Origin of the sequence: Desertihabitans brevis, assembly GCF_003327535.1 — a bacterium.
GTDB lineage: Bacteria > Actinomycetota > Actinomycetes > Propionibacteriales > Propionibacteriaceae > Desertihabitans > Desertihabitans brevis.
This window is the reverse complement of sequence record NZ_QOUI01000004.1, coordinates 170,679-187,223: the sequence shown is the minus strand read 5'-3', so window position 1 is coordinate 187,223 and position 16,545 is coordinate 170,679. Positions and strand designations below refer to the sequence as shown.

Below are 16,545 nucleotides of genomic sequence, written 5' to 3'. Positions count from 1 at the left end.
ACGTACCCCGCCGGCGCGAGCCGGCCCCGACCCACCCCGCCGGCGCGAGCCGGCCCGATGAACCGCCAGGAGATCCGATGCCCTTCCCCGACCAGCCCGCCGGCGCCCTCACCGGGCTCCGGGTGCTCGACCTGACCCAGGTGATGTCCGGTCCGTACTGCACGATGATGCTGGCCGACATGGGCGCCGACGTCATCAAGGTCGAGAACCCCGCCGGCGGCGACCAGACCCGGGTCTCCTGGGGCTACGCCGTCCAGGGCGACGACAGCCGGGCCTTCCTCGCCCTCAACCGCAACAAGCGCAGTGTCCGCATCGACCTCAAGGACGAGGCGGGCCGGGAGGACTTCTACCGCCTGGTGCGCACCGCCGACGTCGTGGTGGAGAACTTCCGCCCCGGTGTCACCGCCCGCCTCGGCATCGACTACGAGACCCTCACGCAGCACAACCCCGCCCTGATCTACGCCAGCATCTCCGGCTTCGGCCAGACCGGCCCCTACTCCCAGCACCCCGGCTACGACCTCATCGCCCAGGGGATGTCGGGGGTCATGAGCATCACCGGCGAGCCGGACGGCGACCCGGTCAAGTGCGGGCTGCCGGTCGCCGACCTCGGCGCCGGCATGTTCACCGCCTTCGGCATCGTCACCGCCTACGCCTCGCGGCTGAAGACCGGGGAGGGCCAGTACCTGGAGGTGTCGCTGTTCGAGGCGGCGCTGGCGATGTCGGTGTGGGAGTCGACGGAGTACTGGGCGACCGGCCAGGTGCCGCAGGCCCTCGGGTCGGCCAACCGGATGTCGGCGCCGTACCAGGCCTTCCGCGCCAGCGACGGCTACCTCACCATCGGCGCCAACAACGAGCGGCTGTGGACCCGGCTCTGCGACGTCCTGGGCGCACCCGAGCTGGTGCAGGACGAGCGGTTCACCACCAACACCCTGCGGATGGGTCACCGGGCCGAGCTGGTCGCCACCCTCACCCCGCTCTTCGCCACCCGGACCGTCGACGAGTGGGTGACCGCGCTGCTGGAGGCCGGGGTGCCGGCCGGACCGATCCGCGACTACTCCTACGTCCTCGACTCCGACCCCCACGTCGCCGCCCGCGGTGCGGTGACCAGCTTCGAGCACCCGGTCGAGGGCACCATCAAGACGCTCGCCTCACCGGTGCGGCTGCAGGGCACCCCGCCCACGGTCCGCTCCGCACCGCCGCTGCTCGGTGAGCACGACGGCCTGCTCGACGAGGTACGGGTGGCGGGGTCGGCCCGTGGCTGAGCCCGCCCGCGAGGCGTCCGGCGCCGGGGAGGTGCGGCTGCACCGCGAGGGCCCGGTCGCCGTCCTCACCCTGGACCACCAGCGCAAGCTCAACGCGCTGACCTGGTCGATGTACGACCAGCTCGAGCAGCACGCCCGGACGCTGGCCGCCGACACCTCGGTGCGGGCGGTCGTCCTCACCGCCGCCGGCGAGCGGGCTTTCGCCGCCGGCACCGACATCGCCCAGTTCACCGACTTCGACGCCGAGCGCGGAGTGGCCTACGAGCACCGGGTCGGCGAGGTGCTGCAGACCCTGGCCGGGGTGCCGGTGCCGGTGGTGGCGGCCGTCCCGGGGCTCGCGGTGGGCGCCGGGCTGGTGCTGGTGGCCGCCTGCGACCTCGTGGTGGCCGCCGAGGACGTCCGCTTCGGCGCCCCGGTCGCGCAGACGCTGGGCAACTGCATCGACGCCGGTGCGGTCCGCCTGGTCCGCGACCGGGTGGGCCGGGCCTGGACCGACCGGATGCTGCTCGGCACCGACCTCGTCACCGCCGCCGAGCTGGCCGGCACCGGTTTCGTCACCCGGCTGCTGCCGGCCGGCACCGACCCCCGCCCGGTCGCGCTCGAGCTGGCCGGACGGGTCGCCGGGGCCGCCCCGCTCACCGTCCGCGCGCTCAAGGAGGTCGGCCGACGCCTCGACGCCGACCCGGCCGCCGACGTCGACGACCTGCTGGCCCGCTGCTACGGCAGCCACGACTTCGCCGAGGGCGTCGCCGCCTTCACCGCCCGCCGCGCCCCCGTCTGGGAGGGCCGGTGACCACCCCAGGGACCCCGACCGACCGAGGAGGACGCCGATGACCATCGATGCCCACCAGCACTTCTGGATCTCCGCCGAGAGCGAGCAGCCCTGGCGCGGACCCGAGCACGGCACCCTGGTCCGCGACTTCACCCCCGACGACCTGCGGACGCTGACCGCCGAGCTCGGCGTCGACGGCACCGTCCTGGTCGAGTCCGAGGACGGCCCGCACGAGAACGACCGGCTGGCGCGCTGGTCGGCCGAGCCGCCGGTCGTCGGCGTGGTGGGCTGGCTGCCGCTGACCGACCCCGAGGCCGCCCGCGCCGAGTGGCGCCGGATGGAGCTCCCGCGGCTGGTCGGCGTCCGCTGCCTGGTCGGGCGCGAGCCGCTGGACTGGCTGCGCCGCGGCGACGTCTGCGACCTGTTCGGCGAGCTGGCCGGGGCCGACCTCAGCTGGGACGTCGTCCCCCTCGACCGCGCCCAGTGCGAGGAGGTGGTCACGCTGGCCGGGGCCGTGCCGGGGCTGCGGGTGGTCGTCGACCACCTGGCCCGCCCGCCGCTGGACGGTGCGGACCGGGCCGCCTGGGAGGCCAACATCGCCCTGCTGGCCTCCGCGCCGGGGATCGCGATCAAGTTCTCGGTCGGGCTGGACGTGATGACCCGCTGGTCCTGGCAGCCCGACCAGCTGGCCGACGTCGGCCGGGTGGTGCTCGACGCCTTCGGGCCGGAGCGGGTGATGGTCGCCACCAACTGGCCGGTGTGCGAGCTGGCCGCCGACTACCGCACCGTCTGGCGCGACCAGGTCACCCTGCTGGAGCGGCTGCTCCCCTCGGCCGCCGACCGCGAGCGGGTGCTCGACGGCACCGCCCGCGAGTGGTACCGGCTGGACCGGGAGCGCCCGTGAGCCTCCTCCCGTTCGAGGGCCACCGGCCCGAGGTCGACCCCACCGCCTGGGTCGCCCCCGGTGCGACGCTGGTCGGCCGCGTCCGGCTCGGCGCACAGGCGTCGGTCTGGTACGGCTCGGTGCTGCGCGGCGACGGCGAGGACATCGTCGTCGGCGAGCGCAGCAACCTGCAGGACCTCACCGTCGTGCACGCCGACCCCGGCCTCGGCGTCCGGCTCGGCGCCGACGTCACCGTCGGCCACCGGGCGATCCTGCACAACTGCACGGTCGGCGACCGCGTCCTGGTCGGGATGGGTGCCGTCGTGCTCAACGGAGCCCGGATCGGCTCCGACGTCGTCATCGGCGCCGGCGCCGTCGTGCCCGAGGGCGCCGAGATCCCACCCGGGACGCTGGTGCTCGGCCTGCCCGGCAAGGTCCGGCGCGAGCTCACCGAGGACGAGCGGGCCCGGATCCGCACCAACGCCGCCACCTACGTCCAGCTGGCCCGACGGCACGCCGCCACCGGCTGACCCATGACCACCCGCCGGCGAGACGTCGGCGGGCCATCCGAGGAACACCACACAGGAGAAGGAGCACGTCCACCATGACGCACCATCCCGTCCAGCAGAAGCCCGAGCTGCCCTGGACCAAGGCCGACCCCGCCCAGCTGGGCTCGCTGTACAAGTTCCTCCGCGTGGTCGACGTGGTGGACGCCCTCGACGGCATCGGCTACTTCAACATCGGCCTGATGGACACCGACGTCCGCCCGCTCTGGGGTGGCATGCGGTTCTTCGGCGAGGCGGCCACCATCCGGGCGGTGCCGTCGAACAAGCCGATGTGGAAGCTGGAGACCACCGCGGACGTCGTGCGCGCCCACGGCATCTGGTTCGAGAAGTACCCGCAGGCCAAGCTGCCCACCGACCTGGCTCCCGGCCACGTCGTGGTGATGGACTCCGGCGGCGGCCAGGAGGTCGGCTTCTGGGGCTCGGAGAACGCGATGGGCGCCATCGTCGGCGGCGCGGTCGGCATCGTCACCGACGGCTACGCCCGTGACACCGGCGAGCTGGAGGCCCAGGGGACGCCGGTCGTCTCGCGCAAGCGGGGCCGCACCATCATCCCGGGCCGGATCCAGGCGATCGAGACCCAGACCACCATCGCCTGCGGCGGCACCCAGGTGAACCCGGGTGACATCGTCGGCGCTGACGACGACGGCGTGGTCGTGGTGCCGAAGGAGGTCGCCGTCGAGGTCGCCACCCACGCCCGCGCGATCCTGCTGCACGACATGAAGGCCCGCCGGCGCCACTACGACAAGCTCGGTCTGCCGGCCGACGAGTCCGTCGACGTCGAGGCCGTCGAGGCCTGGTACGCCGAGGTCTGAGCAGGACCTCCAGCGCCCTGGGCCTGCCGGAGTGCGGCACTCCCGCCCTTCGACAGGCTCAGGGCGCTGGGGCCGGCCCTGGCGCTGGACCGGGCTGGCGGGGACGTCCACCCGCGCAGCAGGCTGATCCCGGACGACCGGACCCGACCACGGCGCGTCGAGCCTGTCGACGCGCCGCACACCACGAGACGGAGAGACACGGATGGACCTCATCGACGACCCCCGCGACCTGCTGCCCACCGACCTGGAGGCCGCCAGCCTGGTCGGCCGCGTGCACGACCCGGACGTCGACGGGCCGTCGGTGGTGGTCGTCCGCGAGCAGGAGGTGGTCGACCTGTCGGCCACCTTCCCCACCATGACCGACCTGCTCGAGCAGCCCGACCCCGCCGCGGCCGCCCGCGCCGCCGAGGGCGGCCGCCGCTGGCCGCTGACCCGGCTGCTCACCGACTCCCTGGACGGAGCCACCGACCGTCCCACCCTGCTGGCGCCGGTCGATCTGTCGGTGCTCAAGGCCGCCGGGGTCACCTTCGCCAGCTCGCTGGTGGAGCGGCTGATCGAGGAGCGGGCCGGCGGCGACCCGGTCCGGGCCGAGCAGCTGCGCGGGGAGCTGGAGACCACCCTGGGCGTCGACGTCAGCACCGTGCGTCCCGGCAGCCCGGAGTCGGTCCAGCTCAAGGCCGACCTGCAGTCGCGCGGGCTCTGGTCGCAGTACCTCGAGGTGGGTCTCGGCCCCGACCCGGAGGTGTTCACGAAGGCCCCGGTGCTCGCCGCGGTCGGCTGCGGCGCACCGATCGGCGTCTCGGAGATCTCCTCCTGGAACAACCCCGAGCCCGAGGTCGCCCTGGCCGTCAGCTCCACCGGACGGGTGGTCGGCGCGACGCTGGGCAACGACGTCAACCTGCGCGACGTCGAGGGCCGCTCGGCGCTGCTGCTCCCCCGCGCCAAGGACAACAACGCCTCCGCCGCGGCCGGGCCGTTCCTGCGGCTGCTCGACTCCCACTTCACCCTCGACGACGTCCGCACCGCCTCGGTCCGGCTGCAGGTCCTCGGGGAGGACGACGGGTTCGTCCTCGACGGCGTCAGCGAGATGAGCCAGATCTCCCGCGACGTGGCCGACCTGGCCGCCTACACCGTGGGCCGCGCGCACCAGTACCCCGACGGCGTCCTGCTCTACACCGGCACCCTCTTCGCCCCGACCCAGGACCGCGGCGAGGACGGCCTCGGCTTCACCCACCACCTCGGCGACGTGGTGCGCATCTCCAGCCCCCGGCTGGGCACCCTGGTCAACCGGGTCACGCACTCCGAGACCGCACCGCGGTGGGAGTACGGGCTGCGCCGGCTCATCGCCAACCTGCACCGCCGCGGGCTGCTCGACCGGCTGGGCGCCTCGTGAGCCCCCGGGTGGCGGTGACCGACCACATCTTCGCCGACCTCGAGCTGGAGACCGCCGCCGCGGCCGAGCTGGGTGCGGAGCTGGAGTCGCACCAGGTCTCCACCGAGGAGGAGACGCTGGCCGCGCTCACCGGGGTCGACCTGGCCTTCGTCAACTTCGCGCCGGTGACCCGCCGGGTGCTGGCGGCGATGGCCCCGGGCGCGATGGTGGTGCGCTACGGCATCGGCTACGACAACGTCGACGTGGACGCCGCCCGCGAGCTGGGCGTCCGGGTGGCCAACGTGCCCGACTACGGCGCCGACACCGTCGCCGACCACGCCGTCACCTGCGCGCTGCTGCTGCTGCGCAAGGTGGTCTCCTTCGACCGGGCGATCGCCACCGGCGGCTGGCTGTCGCCACCCGACCTCGCCCCGATCCGCGCGTTCTCGGCCACCACCGTCGGCCTGCTGGGGACGGGCCGGATCGGGCTGGCGGTGGCCGACCGGCTGCGCCCCTTCGGGTTCAGCGTGATCGCCCACGACCCGTTCGCCGACGCCGAGGTGCTGCGCGCCCACGGGGTGGAGCCGGTCGGCGTGGAGGAGCTGTTCACCCGCTCGCAGCTGCTGTCGCTGCACGCCCCGGCCACCGAGACCACCCGCCGGATCGTCAACGCCGACACGCTCGCGGTGATGCCCCCCGGCGCCGCCCTGGTGAACACCGCCCGCGGCGCCCTGGTCGACACCGACGCCCTGCTGGCCGCCCTCGACTCGGGCCGGCTCGCCGGGGCGGCCCTCGACGTGGTGGAGCCGGAGCCGCTACCGGCCGGGCACCCGCTGCGCGGCCACCCCGGCGTCGTCCTCACCCCGCACGCGGCCTTCTACTCCGAGGAGTCGCTGCGGGCGCTGCAGCGCCTCGCCTGCGAGGAGGTGCTGCGGGCCGGCCGTGGCGAGCCGCTGCGCTGCCCGGTGGTCTGAGCCCCGACGGTCAGGATGCCCCGGGAGGAGGGGGCGGCCCCGGAGCTGTGGGTTCAACGCCGGGGCCTGGGTCCGAGATCCCGGGCCCGGAACCTCCGACCGTGGCCGCACGGTACCCAGGGCCGGTGCCGCCACGCACCGCACCACGCGGTCGGGGGTCGAGGTCGCCGGCGGCCGACGCGTCAGCGACGCTCGTCCGGCGCGCGCAGCGCCGGCGCGACCAGGCCCGCCACCGCCACCAGCACCAGCACGACCAGCAGGGCGCGCAGGACGCCGACCGCCTCCCCGACGAAGCCGATCACCGGCGGCCCCACGAGGAAGGCGCAGTAGCCGATGGTGGCGACCGCGCTCACCCGGGCCGCGGCGTGGCGCGGGTCGTCGGCGGCGGCCGACATGCCCACCGGGAAGCCGAGGGAGGAGCCGAGCCCCCACAGCGCGATGCCGACGAAGGCCAGCGGCACCGACGGGGCGAAGATCGTCAGGGCCAGCCCGAACGCGGCGAGCACGGCCGTGGCGCGGACGACCACCACCCGGCCGAGCCGGTCCAGCAGCGGCACCCCGGCCACCCGTCCGACCGTCATCGCGGTGACGAAGACGACCAGGGCCACCCCGCCGACCTCGTTGGTCACCCCGTAGCCGTCCACCACGGCCAGCGCGACCCAGTCGTTGGCACTGCCCTCGGCCAGGGCCATGCCGAGCACCACCAGACCGATCAGCCAGGTGGTCGGGGTGCCCCAGACCGCCAGCCGCTCCCGCCAGGAGGTCGGCCCGGGCTCGGCCTCGGTGTGCTCCAGCACCCGCTCGGACTGCGTCCAGCGCAGCGAGACGAGCACCAGTGCCAGCAGCAGCACGGCCAGCACGACCATCTGCGTGGTCACCGACACCGCCAGCCGCTCGGCCAGTGCCCCGAGCCCGGCACCGGCCACCGTCCCGAGGCTGAAGAAGGCGTGGAACAGCGGCATCACCGTCTGGCCCAGCGCCCGCTCCGCGACCGCACCGTTGAGGTTCATCGACACGTCGGTCGCGCCCTGCCCGGCCCCGGACAGCACCAGCCCGGCGGCGATCACGACGAAGCTCCCCAGGGCCACCCCGACGCCGGCCACCACCATGCCGAGCGCCATCACCGCGAAGAAGACCGCGATGGTGCGCTGGGACCCGATCCGGCTGATCACGTGGCTGGAGGCGAGCAGCCCCACGATCGAGCCGATCGCCAGGAACAGCACCAGCAGACCCATCGTCGCCGAGCTGGCGTCGAGGACGTCCCGCACCCGCGGCAGCCGCGCCGCCCAGGCGGCGAACCCCAGCCCGGTCGCGAAGAAGATCGCGAAGACGGCGTTGCGCCACCGCACCGTGGTCGCGCGGTCGAGCGTCTTCTCAATCGTTCCAGACACGACCGGCAGTCAACCACACGGGGTCGTCCGCACGGCCCGCCGCGGACGGGTCAGCGGGAGGCCACCCGCGGCTCCGCCCCGGACCAGTCGAGCGTGTGCGTGGCCACCACCGCGCCGCCGTCGAGCCACTCGGCGGTGACCACGTCCGCGACGACGTCCACCCGGACCAGCTCCTCCAGCGCGGTCTGGTCGGCCGCGGCGTCGTCGAGGCCGGTGAGCGCCGCCAGCGCCACCACCAGCCCGCCGTCAGCGGGCCCGGACAGCTCGGGCACCAGCGTCCACGGGCCGAAGGCGGTCCCCGCCGGCGCCCGCTCGACCCGTGCGGCGTCCAGCCCGCGGACGGCGACGAGCCGGGAGAGCAGACCGGCGCCGCGGACCTCGCAGCGGCCCTCGGCGGTGCCGGCGACGAGCCCGTCGAGGGTGCCGGACAGCGCCCAACCGGCCACCCGCACCCGGGTGCCCGGTTCGACCAGGTGCAGCCGGTGCACCCGCACCTCGACCGCACCGCGGGCCAGCACCAGGCTCTCGATCCGGGCCGAGGGCAGGTTGGTGCCGCCACCGGGAGGGGCCGCCGGTGCGGTGCGGTCCTCGAACCGCGGGGCGTGCCAGGACGCCGCCCAGTCCGGCCCGGTGCCCAGCCGGTGGATCCGGCGCCGGACGCTGCGCACGCCGCCGATCTCCAGCTGCACCTCGTTGTCGCTGACGTTGCCGCGGGCGGTCGGGCTGGTCCGGGTGGAGTAGGCGAGCCGGGCGTACAGCGGGTTCGCAGGGCCCGCGTCGGGCTCCCAGGCCCGCACGTCGTCGCTGCCGTGGTTGTGCACCCGGACCAGGCCGTCGCGGGTGGTCTGCACCAGCCACCCGGCCGGGGCGATCTCGAGCGTGCGGTCGGTCGGCGCGGCCGGCTCCTCGGGGGTGCGCCAGAGCTCGGCGTCGGCGCCGAGCAGCAGCGGCAGGAACCCCTTGGACGCCCAGTACGGCGAGGCCGGTCCGGAGTAGGGCTGCACGATGGCCGCGTGCGGGCCGTGCCAGCCGCGGCTCAGCAGGCCCTCGGCGTCCAGCGCGCCACGGTCGAGGAAGTAGCGCAGGCCGGCCGAGAGCAGCCGTCGGGACTGGCCGGGGGTGAGCGGGGTCCACCCGGTCAGCGCGCCGAGGCCGACCGCGGCCAGGGTGGCGAAGCGGTACGTGAGCGAGCGGCCCTGGAAGAGCGGGGCGCCGCTCGCGTCGAAGGTGGCGGCGAAGCCGACGAGGAACTCGCGCAGCCGCGGGCCGAGGTGGTCCAGCCGCTCGCGGTCGCCGGCCAGGTGGGCGTCCAGCACCGGGTAGAGGTGCATCGCCCAGCCGATGTAGTGGTCGAAGGCCTGGTGCTGGCCGTCGCTGTACCAGCCGTCGCCGCGATACCACTCCTCCAGCAGGTCCTCCGCGCGCCCGGTGGCCCGGCGGGTCAGCTCGTCGCCCCGCCCGACCGACTCCAGGAAGCGGGCGACCGTGAAGGGGAAGAGGTACCAGTTGTTGGTCGAGGGCTGGTGGGTGAGCGCACCCCGAAGCCAGGTCGCCAGCCGGTCCTGCGCGTCGGCGTCGAGGACGTCCCAGGACCAGGGCCGGGTGAGCCGCAGCCCGAGCGCGACCGAGGCCGACTCCACCATCGGCTGGCCGCCGCGGCCGATGTCGAGCACCGGCGGCCAGCCGTCGTCCGGGTCGGCGTGCACCCCGGCGCTGCCCGCGGCCAGCCCCTCGACGTAGCCGGCGAGGTGGCCGTGCGGGTCGGCCCCGCCGGCCCCGGCGGTGCGCAGCGCCGAGAGCAGGAAGGTGCGGGCGAACCCCTCCAGGCCGTCCGACACCCAGCCCGAGCGCGAGGGGCTGCCCGGTAGGTCGATCCGACCGCCGCGCGGGGTGCGGTAGCGGGCCGCGGCGGCGAGCAGCCGGTCGGCCACCTGCTCCCAGTGGGCCCGGCCCAGACCGGTGATCGGGGCGTCGGCGTCGTCGGGCAGCTCTGCCTGCAGGTCCATGGGGCCCCATCCTCGCCCACCCGACCCCCGCACCTCCCGCAGGGTGCCGCAGCACCCTTGCGGGCCGGCGTCCGACGGCTGCACAATCTGGTTACCCGCCGGTAACTTCGTCCGGGCGGGGTCCGCAGAGCAGCGACCGATCCGGCCAGGGAGAGCTGATGAGCCACTACAAGCCCCACCTCCGCGACATCACCTTCACCCTGTTCGAGGTGCTGGGCCGCGAGCAGGTGCTCGGGACGGGTCCGGCTGCCGACCTCGACCGCGAGACGGCCGAGGCGATGCTCACCGAGGTGGCGGCGCTGGCCACCGACAAGCTCGCCGCCGCCTTCGTCGAGGGCGACCGCAACCCACCGGAGTTCGACCCGGCGACGTCCACGGTGACCCTGCCGGAGTCGATGCACCTGGCCTTCAAGAGCTGGATGGACTCGGAGTGGTGGCGGGTCGAGCTGCCCGGCGAGCTGGACGGCCAGGACTGCCCGCCGTCACTGCGCTGGGCCGTGCTGGAGCAGGTGCTCGGCGCGAACCCGGCGCTGTACATGTACGCCGCCGGGCCGAAGTTCGCCCAGGTGCTGTGGACCAACGGCACCGAGCGGGACCGCCGGATCGCCCAGCACATGGTGCGTCGGCAGTGGGGCGCCACCATGGCGCTCACCGAGCCCGACGCCGGCTCCGACGTCGGCGCCGGCCGCACCCGGGCCCTCCCGCAGCCCGACGGCAGCTGGCACCTGGAGGGCGTCAAGCGGTTCATCACCTCCGGCGAGCACGACCTCACCGAGAACATCGTGCACCTGGTGCTCGCGCGCCCGGTCGGCGTCGAGGGCGCCGGCGGACCGGGCACCAAGGGGCTCAGCCTGTTCCTGGTGCCCAAGCACCACTTCGACCTCGAGACCGGCGAGCTCACCGGCGTCCGCAACGGGGTGTACGCGACCAACGTCGAGAAGAAGATGGGGATCAAGGTCTCGGCCACCTGCGAGCTGACCTTCGGCGAGCGCGAGCCCGCGGTGGGCTGGCTGCTGGGCGAGGTGCACCAGGGCATCCGGCAGATGTTCCAGGTGATCGAGCACGCCCGGATGATGGTGGGCACCAAGGCGATCGCCACCCTCTCCACCGGCTACCTCAACGCGCTGGAGTACGCGAGGAGCCGCGTCCAGGGCCCTGACCTCACCCAGGCGGCGGACAAGACCGCGCCGCGGGTGCGGATCACCTCCCACCCCGACGTCCGCCGCTCGCTGATGACGCAGAAGATGTGGGCCGAGGCGCTGCGCGCGCTGGTGCTCTACACCGCCTCGGTGCAGGACGACGTCTGGCTCAGCGAGGCGGCGGGCGAGCGCGACGAGCTGGCCGCCCGGGTCAACGACCTGCTGCTCCCGCTGGTCAAGGGCTACGGCTCGGAGCGGTCCTGGGTGGTGCTCGGCACCGAGTCGCTGCAGACCCTCGGCGGGTCGGGGTTCCTCAGCGACTACCCGCTGGAGCAGTACGTCCGCGACGCCAAGATCGACACCCTCTACGAGGGCACCACCGCCATCCAGGGCCAGGACCTCTTCTTCCGCAAGATCGTCCGCGACCAGGGGCAGGCGCTGGGCTGGCTGTCGGCCCAGATCGGGGCGTTCGCCGAGGCGGACGGGCCGCTGGCCGAGGAGAGGGCGCTGCTGCAGCGGGCGCTGCACGACGCCGGCGCCATCGTCGGGCTGATGGTGCAGCACCTGCAGTCGGCCGATCCGCGGACCCCGGGCGGGGACCCGCGCGACGTGTACAAGGTCGGGCTCACCACCACCCGGGCGCTGATGGCGCTGGGCGACGTGGTCTGCGCCTGGCTGCTGCTGCGCGGCGCGGAGGTGGCCATCCGCGCGCTGGAGGCCGGCCCGGACGCCGCCGACCGCGACTTCTACACCGGCAAGGTCGCCAGCGCCCGCTGGTTCGTCCGCACCGTGCTGCCCCACCTGACCGCCGAGCGGACGATCGCCGAGGGCACGACCCTGGAGCTGATGGACCTGCCCGAGTCCGCGTTCTGAGGCGGGCCGGACCTCGACCTGCTACCTGGCTGACCGCCCGACGACGGCGTCCGGACACGGTGGACGCGGGCTCCCGGCCGCGCCGCGCGCCCCCGATAGGCTTCCCGGCAGCATCGCGACGTGACCTACGAGAACGGCAGGATGGCACGCATGTCTGACTACCAGCAGGGCCAGGGCAACGATCCCCGTCAGCCCGAGCACGGGCAGGACCCGCAGGGCGGCTACCCCGGCTACGGGCAGCAGCAGGGCTACGGCCAGGGCGGCTACGGGCAGGCCGGCTACGGACAGGAGGGCCAGCAGCCCGGTAGCGCCCCGTCCGCCTCGTGGGAGCAGCAGGACGCCGGCCAGCGCGGGGAGTACCCGCAGGAGGCCCAGCGCGGCTACGGCCAGCAGCAGTCCGGCTGGGGCGCCCAGCAGCAGGAGTGGGGCGCCTCCCAGCCCTCGGCCGACCAGCCGCAGGCCGGCTACGGCCAGCAGCAGGGCTACGGGCAGCAGGGCCAGCAGTCGGACTACGGCCAGCAGCCGGACTACGGCCAGGCCCAGGCCGGCGCCTACGACCCCCAGGCCGGCTACCCGCAGTCGCAGACCTCCGCCGGCTACCCGCAGTCGCAGACCTCGGCGGGCTATCCGCAGGGCCAGGCCTCGGCCGGCTACGCGCAGTCGCAGGCCTCGGCCGGGTACGGCCAGACCGGCTACGACCAGAGCACCGGCTACGGCACCCCCGGCGCCAGCGGCTACGGCGGCACGGGTCAGGACGCCTACTCCGCCTGGAGCGCCAGCCCGCAGCCGTCGACCCCGAAGGGTGGTCTGCGGGCCATCTTCGACACGACCTTCAGCAGCTACGCGACACCGGCGATCGTCAAGATCGTCTACATCGTGGTGGGCGTGCTGCTGGTGCTCGGCTGGATCACCTACACCATCGCCGCCTTCGCCGCCGCCGGTGCGGAGGACCCGGCCCTCGGTGTGCTCGCCGGCCTGGCCGTCCTGGTCATCGGCGCGGTGGTGGTCGTCGTCTACCTCGCGCTGATCCGGATCGCGCTGGAGGTCTCGGTGGCCAGCATCCGCACCGCCGAGGGCGTCCGCGAGATCGCCAAGCACCTCGGCGCCTCCAGCGACAGCTGACCCACACCTCCCTCCGGCCGGGTCGCCTCCGCGGGCGACCCGGCCGTCGCACGTCCGCACCCCTGCTCCCGTGTATGTCGATACGGCCACGTCCGGCGTGGCGCGGCGTGTCGCCTCCCGCCGCCTGTCCTGCGGACACGATCCCAGGGTCGCGGCGATGAGTCCCCGTCCGTCGGGAGGTCTCGACGGCAGAGGCCCCGGACAGGACCGGGGCCCGGACGAGGAGCCGACGGTGGACACGACACAGCTCGACTCGACGGTGACCCAGACCGAGGAGGTGGCCGGCTGGGTGGACGGCGCCGACCCGGCGACCCCGGTGCCGACCTGCCCCGGGTGGACCCTGACGAACCTGGTGGGCCACATCGGCTCCACCCAGCGGTGGGTGACCCGGCTGGTGGCCGAGGGCATCGGCGACCCGGCGGCGGCCTTCGCCCTCGCCTCGGAGGACGCCCCCGACGACCCGGAGGGATGGCCCGGGTGGCTGCGCACGGGGGCCGCGGAGGTGCGTGGGACGCTGGCCGGCGCGACCAACGGCCCGGACGTCTTCGACCCCTCCGGCGGCGGCGACGGCGTCGTCTTCTGGAGCCGGCGGGTGTTCGGCGAGATCTCGGTGCACCGCATCGACGCCGCGGCCACCCTCGACCGCCGCTACACCATCGACGCGCCGTCGGCGGTGGCCGCGATCGACGACTGGCTCGGCACCATCGCCTCCGCCGGCTGGGCGGCGGTCGTGCCCGGTTTCGCCGACGCGATGCGGGGCACCGGTCAGACGATCGCCTGGGTGGCCGAGGACGTCGACGACGCCTGGCTGCTGCGCCGCACCGACGCCCCGCTCGTGCTCACCTCCGAGCGCGTCGCCGAGGCCGACGTCCTGATCACCGGCCCAGCCGAGCAGCTGCTGCAGGTGGTCAGCCGGCGGCTGCCGCTGGACGCGGCCACCGCCTGCACCGTCCGCGGCGACCGCGCCGAGCTCGTCCACCTCATCGACCACATGGACTGGGTCGCGGGCTGAGCCGGCTCAGGCCTCCGGCTTGAGCAGCGGGAAGAGGATCGTCTCGCGGATGCCCACACCGGTGAACAGCATCACCAGCCGGTCGATGCCCAGACCCAGACCGCCCATCGGCGGGGCGCCGAACTCGAGCGCGGCGAGGAAGTCCTCGTCCAGCTGCATCGCCTCGGGGTCGCCCGCCGCGGCGGCGATCGACTGGGCGGTCAGCCGCTCCCGCTGGATCACCGGGTCGATCAGCTCGGAGAACCCGGTGCCGCGCTCCATGCCGCCGATGATGAGGTCCCAGGCCTCGATCAGCCGCGGGTCGTCGCGGTGCGGGCGGGCCAGGGGCTGCGCCGACGGCGGGTAGTCGCAGACGAAGGTCGGCTGGATCAGCGTCGGCTCGACCAGCTCGCCGAACAGCTCGAGCACCAGCTTGTCCGCGGACGCGTCGTCCTCCACCTCGACCTCGTGCTCGGTGCAGAGCCGGCGCAGCTCCTCGGCCGGGGTGTCGGGGGTGATCTCGACGCCCAGGTGCTCCGAGAGCCCGGGGTAGACCCCGAGCCAGCGCCACTCACCGCCGAGGTCGATGGTGTGCTCGGTGCCGGCGGCGTCCACGTGGGTGACCTGGCGGCGTCCGAGCAGGTCGGCGCAGTCCAGCACGATCCGGCGGACCAGCTCGGCCACCGTGGTCTGGTCACCCCAGGCGACGTAGGCCTCCAGCATCGTGAACTCGGCGCTGTGGGAGGAGTCGATGCCCTCGTTGCGGAAGATCCGGCCCATCTCGTAGACCCGCTCCGCGCCGCCGACCATCGCCCGCTTGAGGTAGAGCTCCAGCGCGATCCGCAGCGTCATCGGCAACGAGAACGCGTTGAGGTGGGTGTGGAAGGGACGGGCCGCCGCCCCGCCGTGCACCAGCTGCAGCACCGGCGTCTCCACCTCGAGGTAGTCGAGGTCGTGCAGGGTCTCGCGGATGCTGCGGGTGATCGCGGCCCGGGTCCGGAGCAGGTCGCGGGCCTCCTGGCGGACGGTGAGGTCGGCGTGGCGCTGGCGGACCCGGGTCTCCTCCGACAGCTCGGTGTGCAGGTTCGGCATCGGCCGCAGCGCCTTGGACGCCATCGTCCAGCTGCTCGCCATCACCGACAGCTCGCCGCGGCGCGAGCAGACCACCCGGCCGCTGACGCTCACGTGGTCGCCGAGATCGACGTCGGCCTTCCAGTCCGCCAGCCGCTGCTCACCGACCTCGGCCAGCGACAGCATCACCTGCAGCCGTCCGCCCGGGTGAGCGGGTGAGAAGCCCTCCTGCAGGGTGGCGAAGCAGAGCTTGCCGGTGTTGCGGATGAACACCACCCGCCCGACGACCGAGACCACCGCGTCGGTCTCCTCACCGGCGGACAGGTCGGGCCAGCCCTCGCGGACCTCGGTCAGGGTGTGGGTGCGGTGGACCGCCACCGGGTAGGCCGGGACGCCGGCCCGCTCCAGGCGCGCACGCTTCTCCCGCCGCACCTGCATCTGCTCGGGCAGGTCGGGGGTCAGCGGCGCGTCGGTCTCGGTCACCCGGGAAGCCTAGCCAGCGGCCACCGCCGTGAGCGACCGGGAAACGGGGCGCCGACCTCAGACCCGGCGCGCGAGCAGGCTGAAGGTGTTGGGCACCCGGCCGTCCCAGGCGGCGGCGGTGGCACCGTCGGGGCGCCAGAAGGGCTCGGGGTGCTCGGCGAGGTGCTCGAGGGTGAAGCCCGCCCCGGTGCACGCCATCACCACCTCGGCCAGCGGGTGCTGCTGCTCGACCGCACCGTGGGCGGGGAAGGTGTCGTTCACGTGCTGGCGCTCGAAGTAGCCGCGGTCGGGGCGGACGCGGATCTCCTCGGGCTCCCACGTCCACAGCGGCACCAGCGGGTGCGCCTCGTGCACGAAGACGTGGCCGTGAGGGCGCAGCAGCCGGTGCACCTCGGCGAAGAAGGCGTCCAGGTCGGCCAGCCAGATCAACGCCCCCTTGCCGGTGTAGACGAGGTCGGCGCAGGCGTCGGGCAGACCGCTGCCGGGCAGGGTGGCCCGGGTGTAGCGGCACGGCGCTCCGAGGGCGTCCGCCCGCCGCTGCGCGCTGCCCAGGGCGGCGGGGCTGTAGTCGAGCCCGTGCACCGAGCGTGCGCCCAGCCGGACCATCGCGAGGTCGTCCAACCCGTGGCCGCTGAGCGGGTGCACCACGTCGGCCCCCGGCAGCAGCGCCCCGATGGTCGCCACCTCCGAGGGCAGCAGCTCGGCGGTGCGGCCGGCCGCGAGGTGCTCCTCGTGCTCGCGCTCGTACTTCTGCGAGGCGACGGCCCACGCGGCGCGGGTGGTCTCGGCGGTCTCGTCCACGGGCCCCAGCCTGGCACCTCCTCCGGG

At 74.4% G+C, this 16,545-nt stretch carries 14 protein-coding genes; 10 read left to right on the top strand and 4 right to left on the bottom strand.

The genetic code is table 11. The features are described from left to right. The first annotated feature begins 77 nt into the window (after nucleotides 1–77). From DT076_RS08205 to DT076_RS08175, 7 genes are all read left to right on the top strand, one after another. Nucleotides 78–1,262, top strand: a complete 1,185-nt coding sequence (locus DT076_RS08205; RefSeq protein WP_114126166.1) for a CaiB/BaiF CoA transferase family protein — start codon at nucleotides 78–80, stop codon at nucleotides 1,260–1,262. Further along, nucleotides 1,255–2,055, top strand: a complete 801-nt coding sequence (locus DT076_RS08200) for an enoyl-CoA hydratase-related protein (RefSeq protein ID WP_158548080.1) — start codon at nucleotides 1,255–1,257, stop codon at nucleotides 2,053–2,055. The genes DT076_RS08205 and DT076_RS08200 overlap by 8 nt, the downstream gene beginning before the upstream one ends. Before the next feature lie 37 nt (nucleotides 2,056–2,092). Further along, complete coding sequence (locus tag DT076_RS08195) at nucleotides 2,093–2,938, top strand: amidohydrolase family protein (RefSeq protein ID WP_114126164.1); 846 nt, start codon at nucleotides 2,093–2,095, stop codon at nucleotides 2,936–2,938. After that, complete coding sequence (locus DT076_RS08190) at nucleotides 2,935–3,447, top strand: gamma carbonic anhydrase family protein (protein ID WP_114126163.1); 513 nt, start codon at nucleotides 2,935–2,937, stop codon at nucleotides 3,445–3,447. The genes DT076_RS08195 and DT076_RS08190 overlap by 4 nt, the downstream gene beginning before the upstream one ends. A gap of 74 nt (nucleotides 3,448–3,521) precedes the next feature. Further along, nucleotides 3,522–4,295 (top strand): RraA family protein, encoded by a 774-nt coding sequence (locus DT076_RS08185; RefSeq protein WP_114126162.1) that lies wholly within the window; start codon nucleotides 3,522–3,524, stop codon nucleotides 4,293–4,295. A 202-nt stretch (nucleotides 4,296–4,497) separates the two neighbouring features. After that, entirely contained in the window at nucleotides 4,498–5,688 is a 1,191-nt protein-coding gene (locus DT076_RS08180) for a fumarylacetoacetate hydrolase family protein (RefSeq protein ID WP_114126161.1), read from the top strand. Next, nucleotides 5,685–6,641, top strand: coding sequence for a C-terminal binding protein (locus DT076_RS08175; protein WP_114126160.1), 957 nt, complete (start codon nucleotides 5,685–5,687; stop codon nucleotides 6,639–6,641). Before DT076_RS08180 ends, DT076_RS08175 begins: the two co-directional genes overlap by 4 nt. A 182-nt stretch (nucleotides 6,642–6,823) precedes the next feature. Here the strand turns inward: DT076_RS08175 and DT076_RS08170 are convergent, their stop codons facing one another. Together DT076_RS08170 and DT076_RS08165 are read right to left on the bottom strand one after the other, a co-directional pair. Continuing rightward, complete coding sequence (locus DT076_RS08170) at nucleotides 6,824–8,032, bottom strand: MFS transporter (protein ID WP_233493787.1); 1,209 nt, start codon at nucleotides 8,030–8,032, stop codon at nucleotides 6,824–6,826. Between the two features lie 50 nt (nucleotides 8,033–8,082). Next, nucleotides 8,083–10,038: a DUF2264 domain-containing protein gene (locus tag DT076_RS08165; protein WP_114126159.1), complete on the bottom strand. Its 1,956-nt coding sequence runs from the start codon at nucleotides 10,036–10,038 to the stop codon at nucleotides 8,083–8,085. Nucleotides 10,039–10,196: 158 nt separating this feature from the next. Here DT076_RS08165 and DT076_RS08160 point away from each other — a divergent pair, with 158 nt between their 5' ends. From DT076_RS08160 to DT076_RS08150, 3 genes are all read left to right on the top strand, one after another. After that, nucleotides 10,197–12,050: an acyl-CoA dehydrogenase gene (locus DT076_RS08160; protein ID WP_114126158.1), complete on the top strand. Its 1,854-nt coding sequence runs from the start codon at nucleotides 10,197–10,199 to the stop codon at nucleotides 12,048–12,050. A 150-nt stretch (nucleotides 12,051–12,200) separates the two neighbouring features. Beyond that, nucleotides 12,201–13,172 (top strand): DUF4282 domain-containing protein, encoded by a 972-nt coding sequence (locus DT076_RS08155; RefSeq protein ID WP_114126157.1) that lies wholly within the window; start codon nucleotides 12,201–12,203, stop codon nucleotides 13,170–13,172. A 232-nt stretch (nucleotides 13,173–13,404) separates the two neighbouring features. Then, complete coding sequence (locus DT076_RS08150) at nucleotides 13,405–14,184, top strand: maleylpyruvate isomerase N-terminal domain-containing protein (protein WP_158548079.1); 780 nt, start codon at nucleotides 13,405–13,407, stop codon at nucleotides 14,182–14,184. 6 nt (nucleotides 14,185–14,190) lie between these two features. Here DT076_RS08150 and lysS read toward each other — a convergent pair whose 3' ends face one another. Together lysS and DT076_RS08140 are read right to left on the bottom strand one after the other, a co-directional pair. Next, nucleotides 14,191–15,672, bottom strand: coding sequence for a lysine--tRNA ligase (gene lysS, locus DT076_RS08145; protein WP_114126313.1), 1,482 nt, complete (start codon nucleotides 15,670–15,672; stop codon nucleotides 14,191–14,193). A gap of 102 nt (nucleotides 15,673–15,774) precedes the next feature. After that, entirely contained in the window at nucleotides 15,775–16,518 is a 744-nt protein-coding gene (locus tag DT076_RS08140) for a class I SAM-dependent methyltransferase (protein ID WP_114126155.1), read from the bottom strand. Nucleotides 16,519–16,545 lie beyond the last annotated feature (27 nt).

What these genes read in the sequence shown, in the direction of transcription:
- DT076_RS08205 (WP_114126166.1), top strand. Translation starts at nt 78, where the DNA reads ATGCCCTTCCCCGACCAGCCCGCCGGCGCCCTCACCGGGCTCCGGGTG.
- DT076_RS08195 (WP_114126164.1), top strand. Translation starts at nt 2,093, where the DNA reads ATGACCATCGATGCCCACCAGCACTTCTGGATCTCCGCCGAGAGCGAG.
- DT076_RS08185 (WP_114126162.1), top strand. Translation starts at nt 3,522, where the DNA reads ATGACGCACCATCCCGTCCAGCAGAAGCCCGAGCTGCCCTGGACCAAG.
- DT076_RS08180 (WP_114126161.1), top strand. Translation starts at nt 4,498, where the DNA reads ATGGACCTCATCGACGACCCCCGCGACCTGCTGCCCACCGACCTGGAG.
- DT076_RS08165 (WP_114126159.1), bottom strand. Translation starts at nt 10,038, where the DNA reads ATGGACCTGCAGGCAGAGCTGCCCGACGACGCCGACGCCCCGATCACC.
- DT076_RS08160 (WP_114126158.1), top strand. Translation starts at nt 10,197, where the DNA reads ATGAGCCACTACAAGCCCCACCTCCGCGACATCACCTTCACCCTGTTC.
- DT076_RS08155 (WP_114126157.1), top strand. Translation starts at nt 12,201, where the DNA reads ATGTCTGACTACCAGCAGGGCCAGGGCAACGATCCCCGTCAGCCCGAG.
- lysS (WP_114126313.1), bottom strand. Translation starts at nt 15,672, where the DNA reads ATGCAGGTGCGGCGGGAGAAGCGTGCGCGCCTGGAGCGGGCCGGCGTC.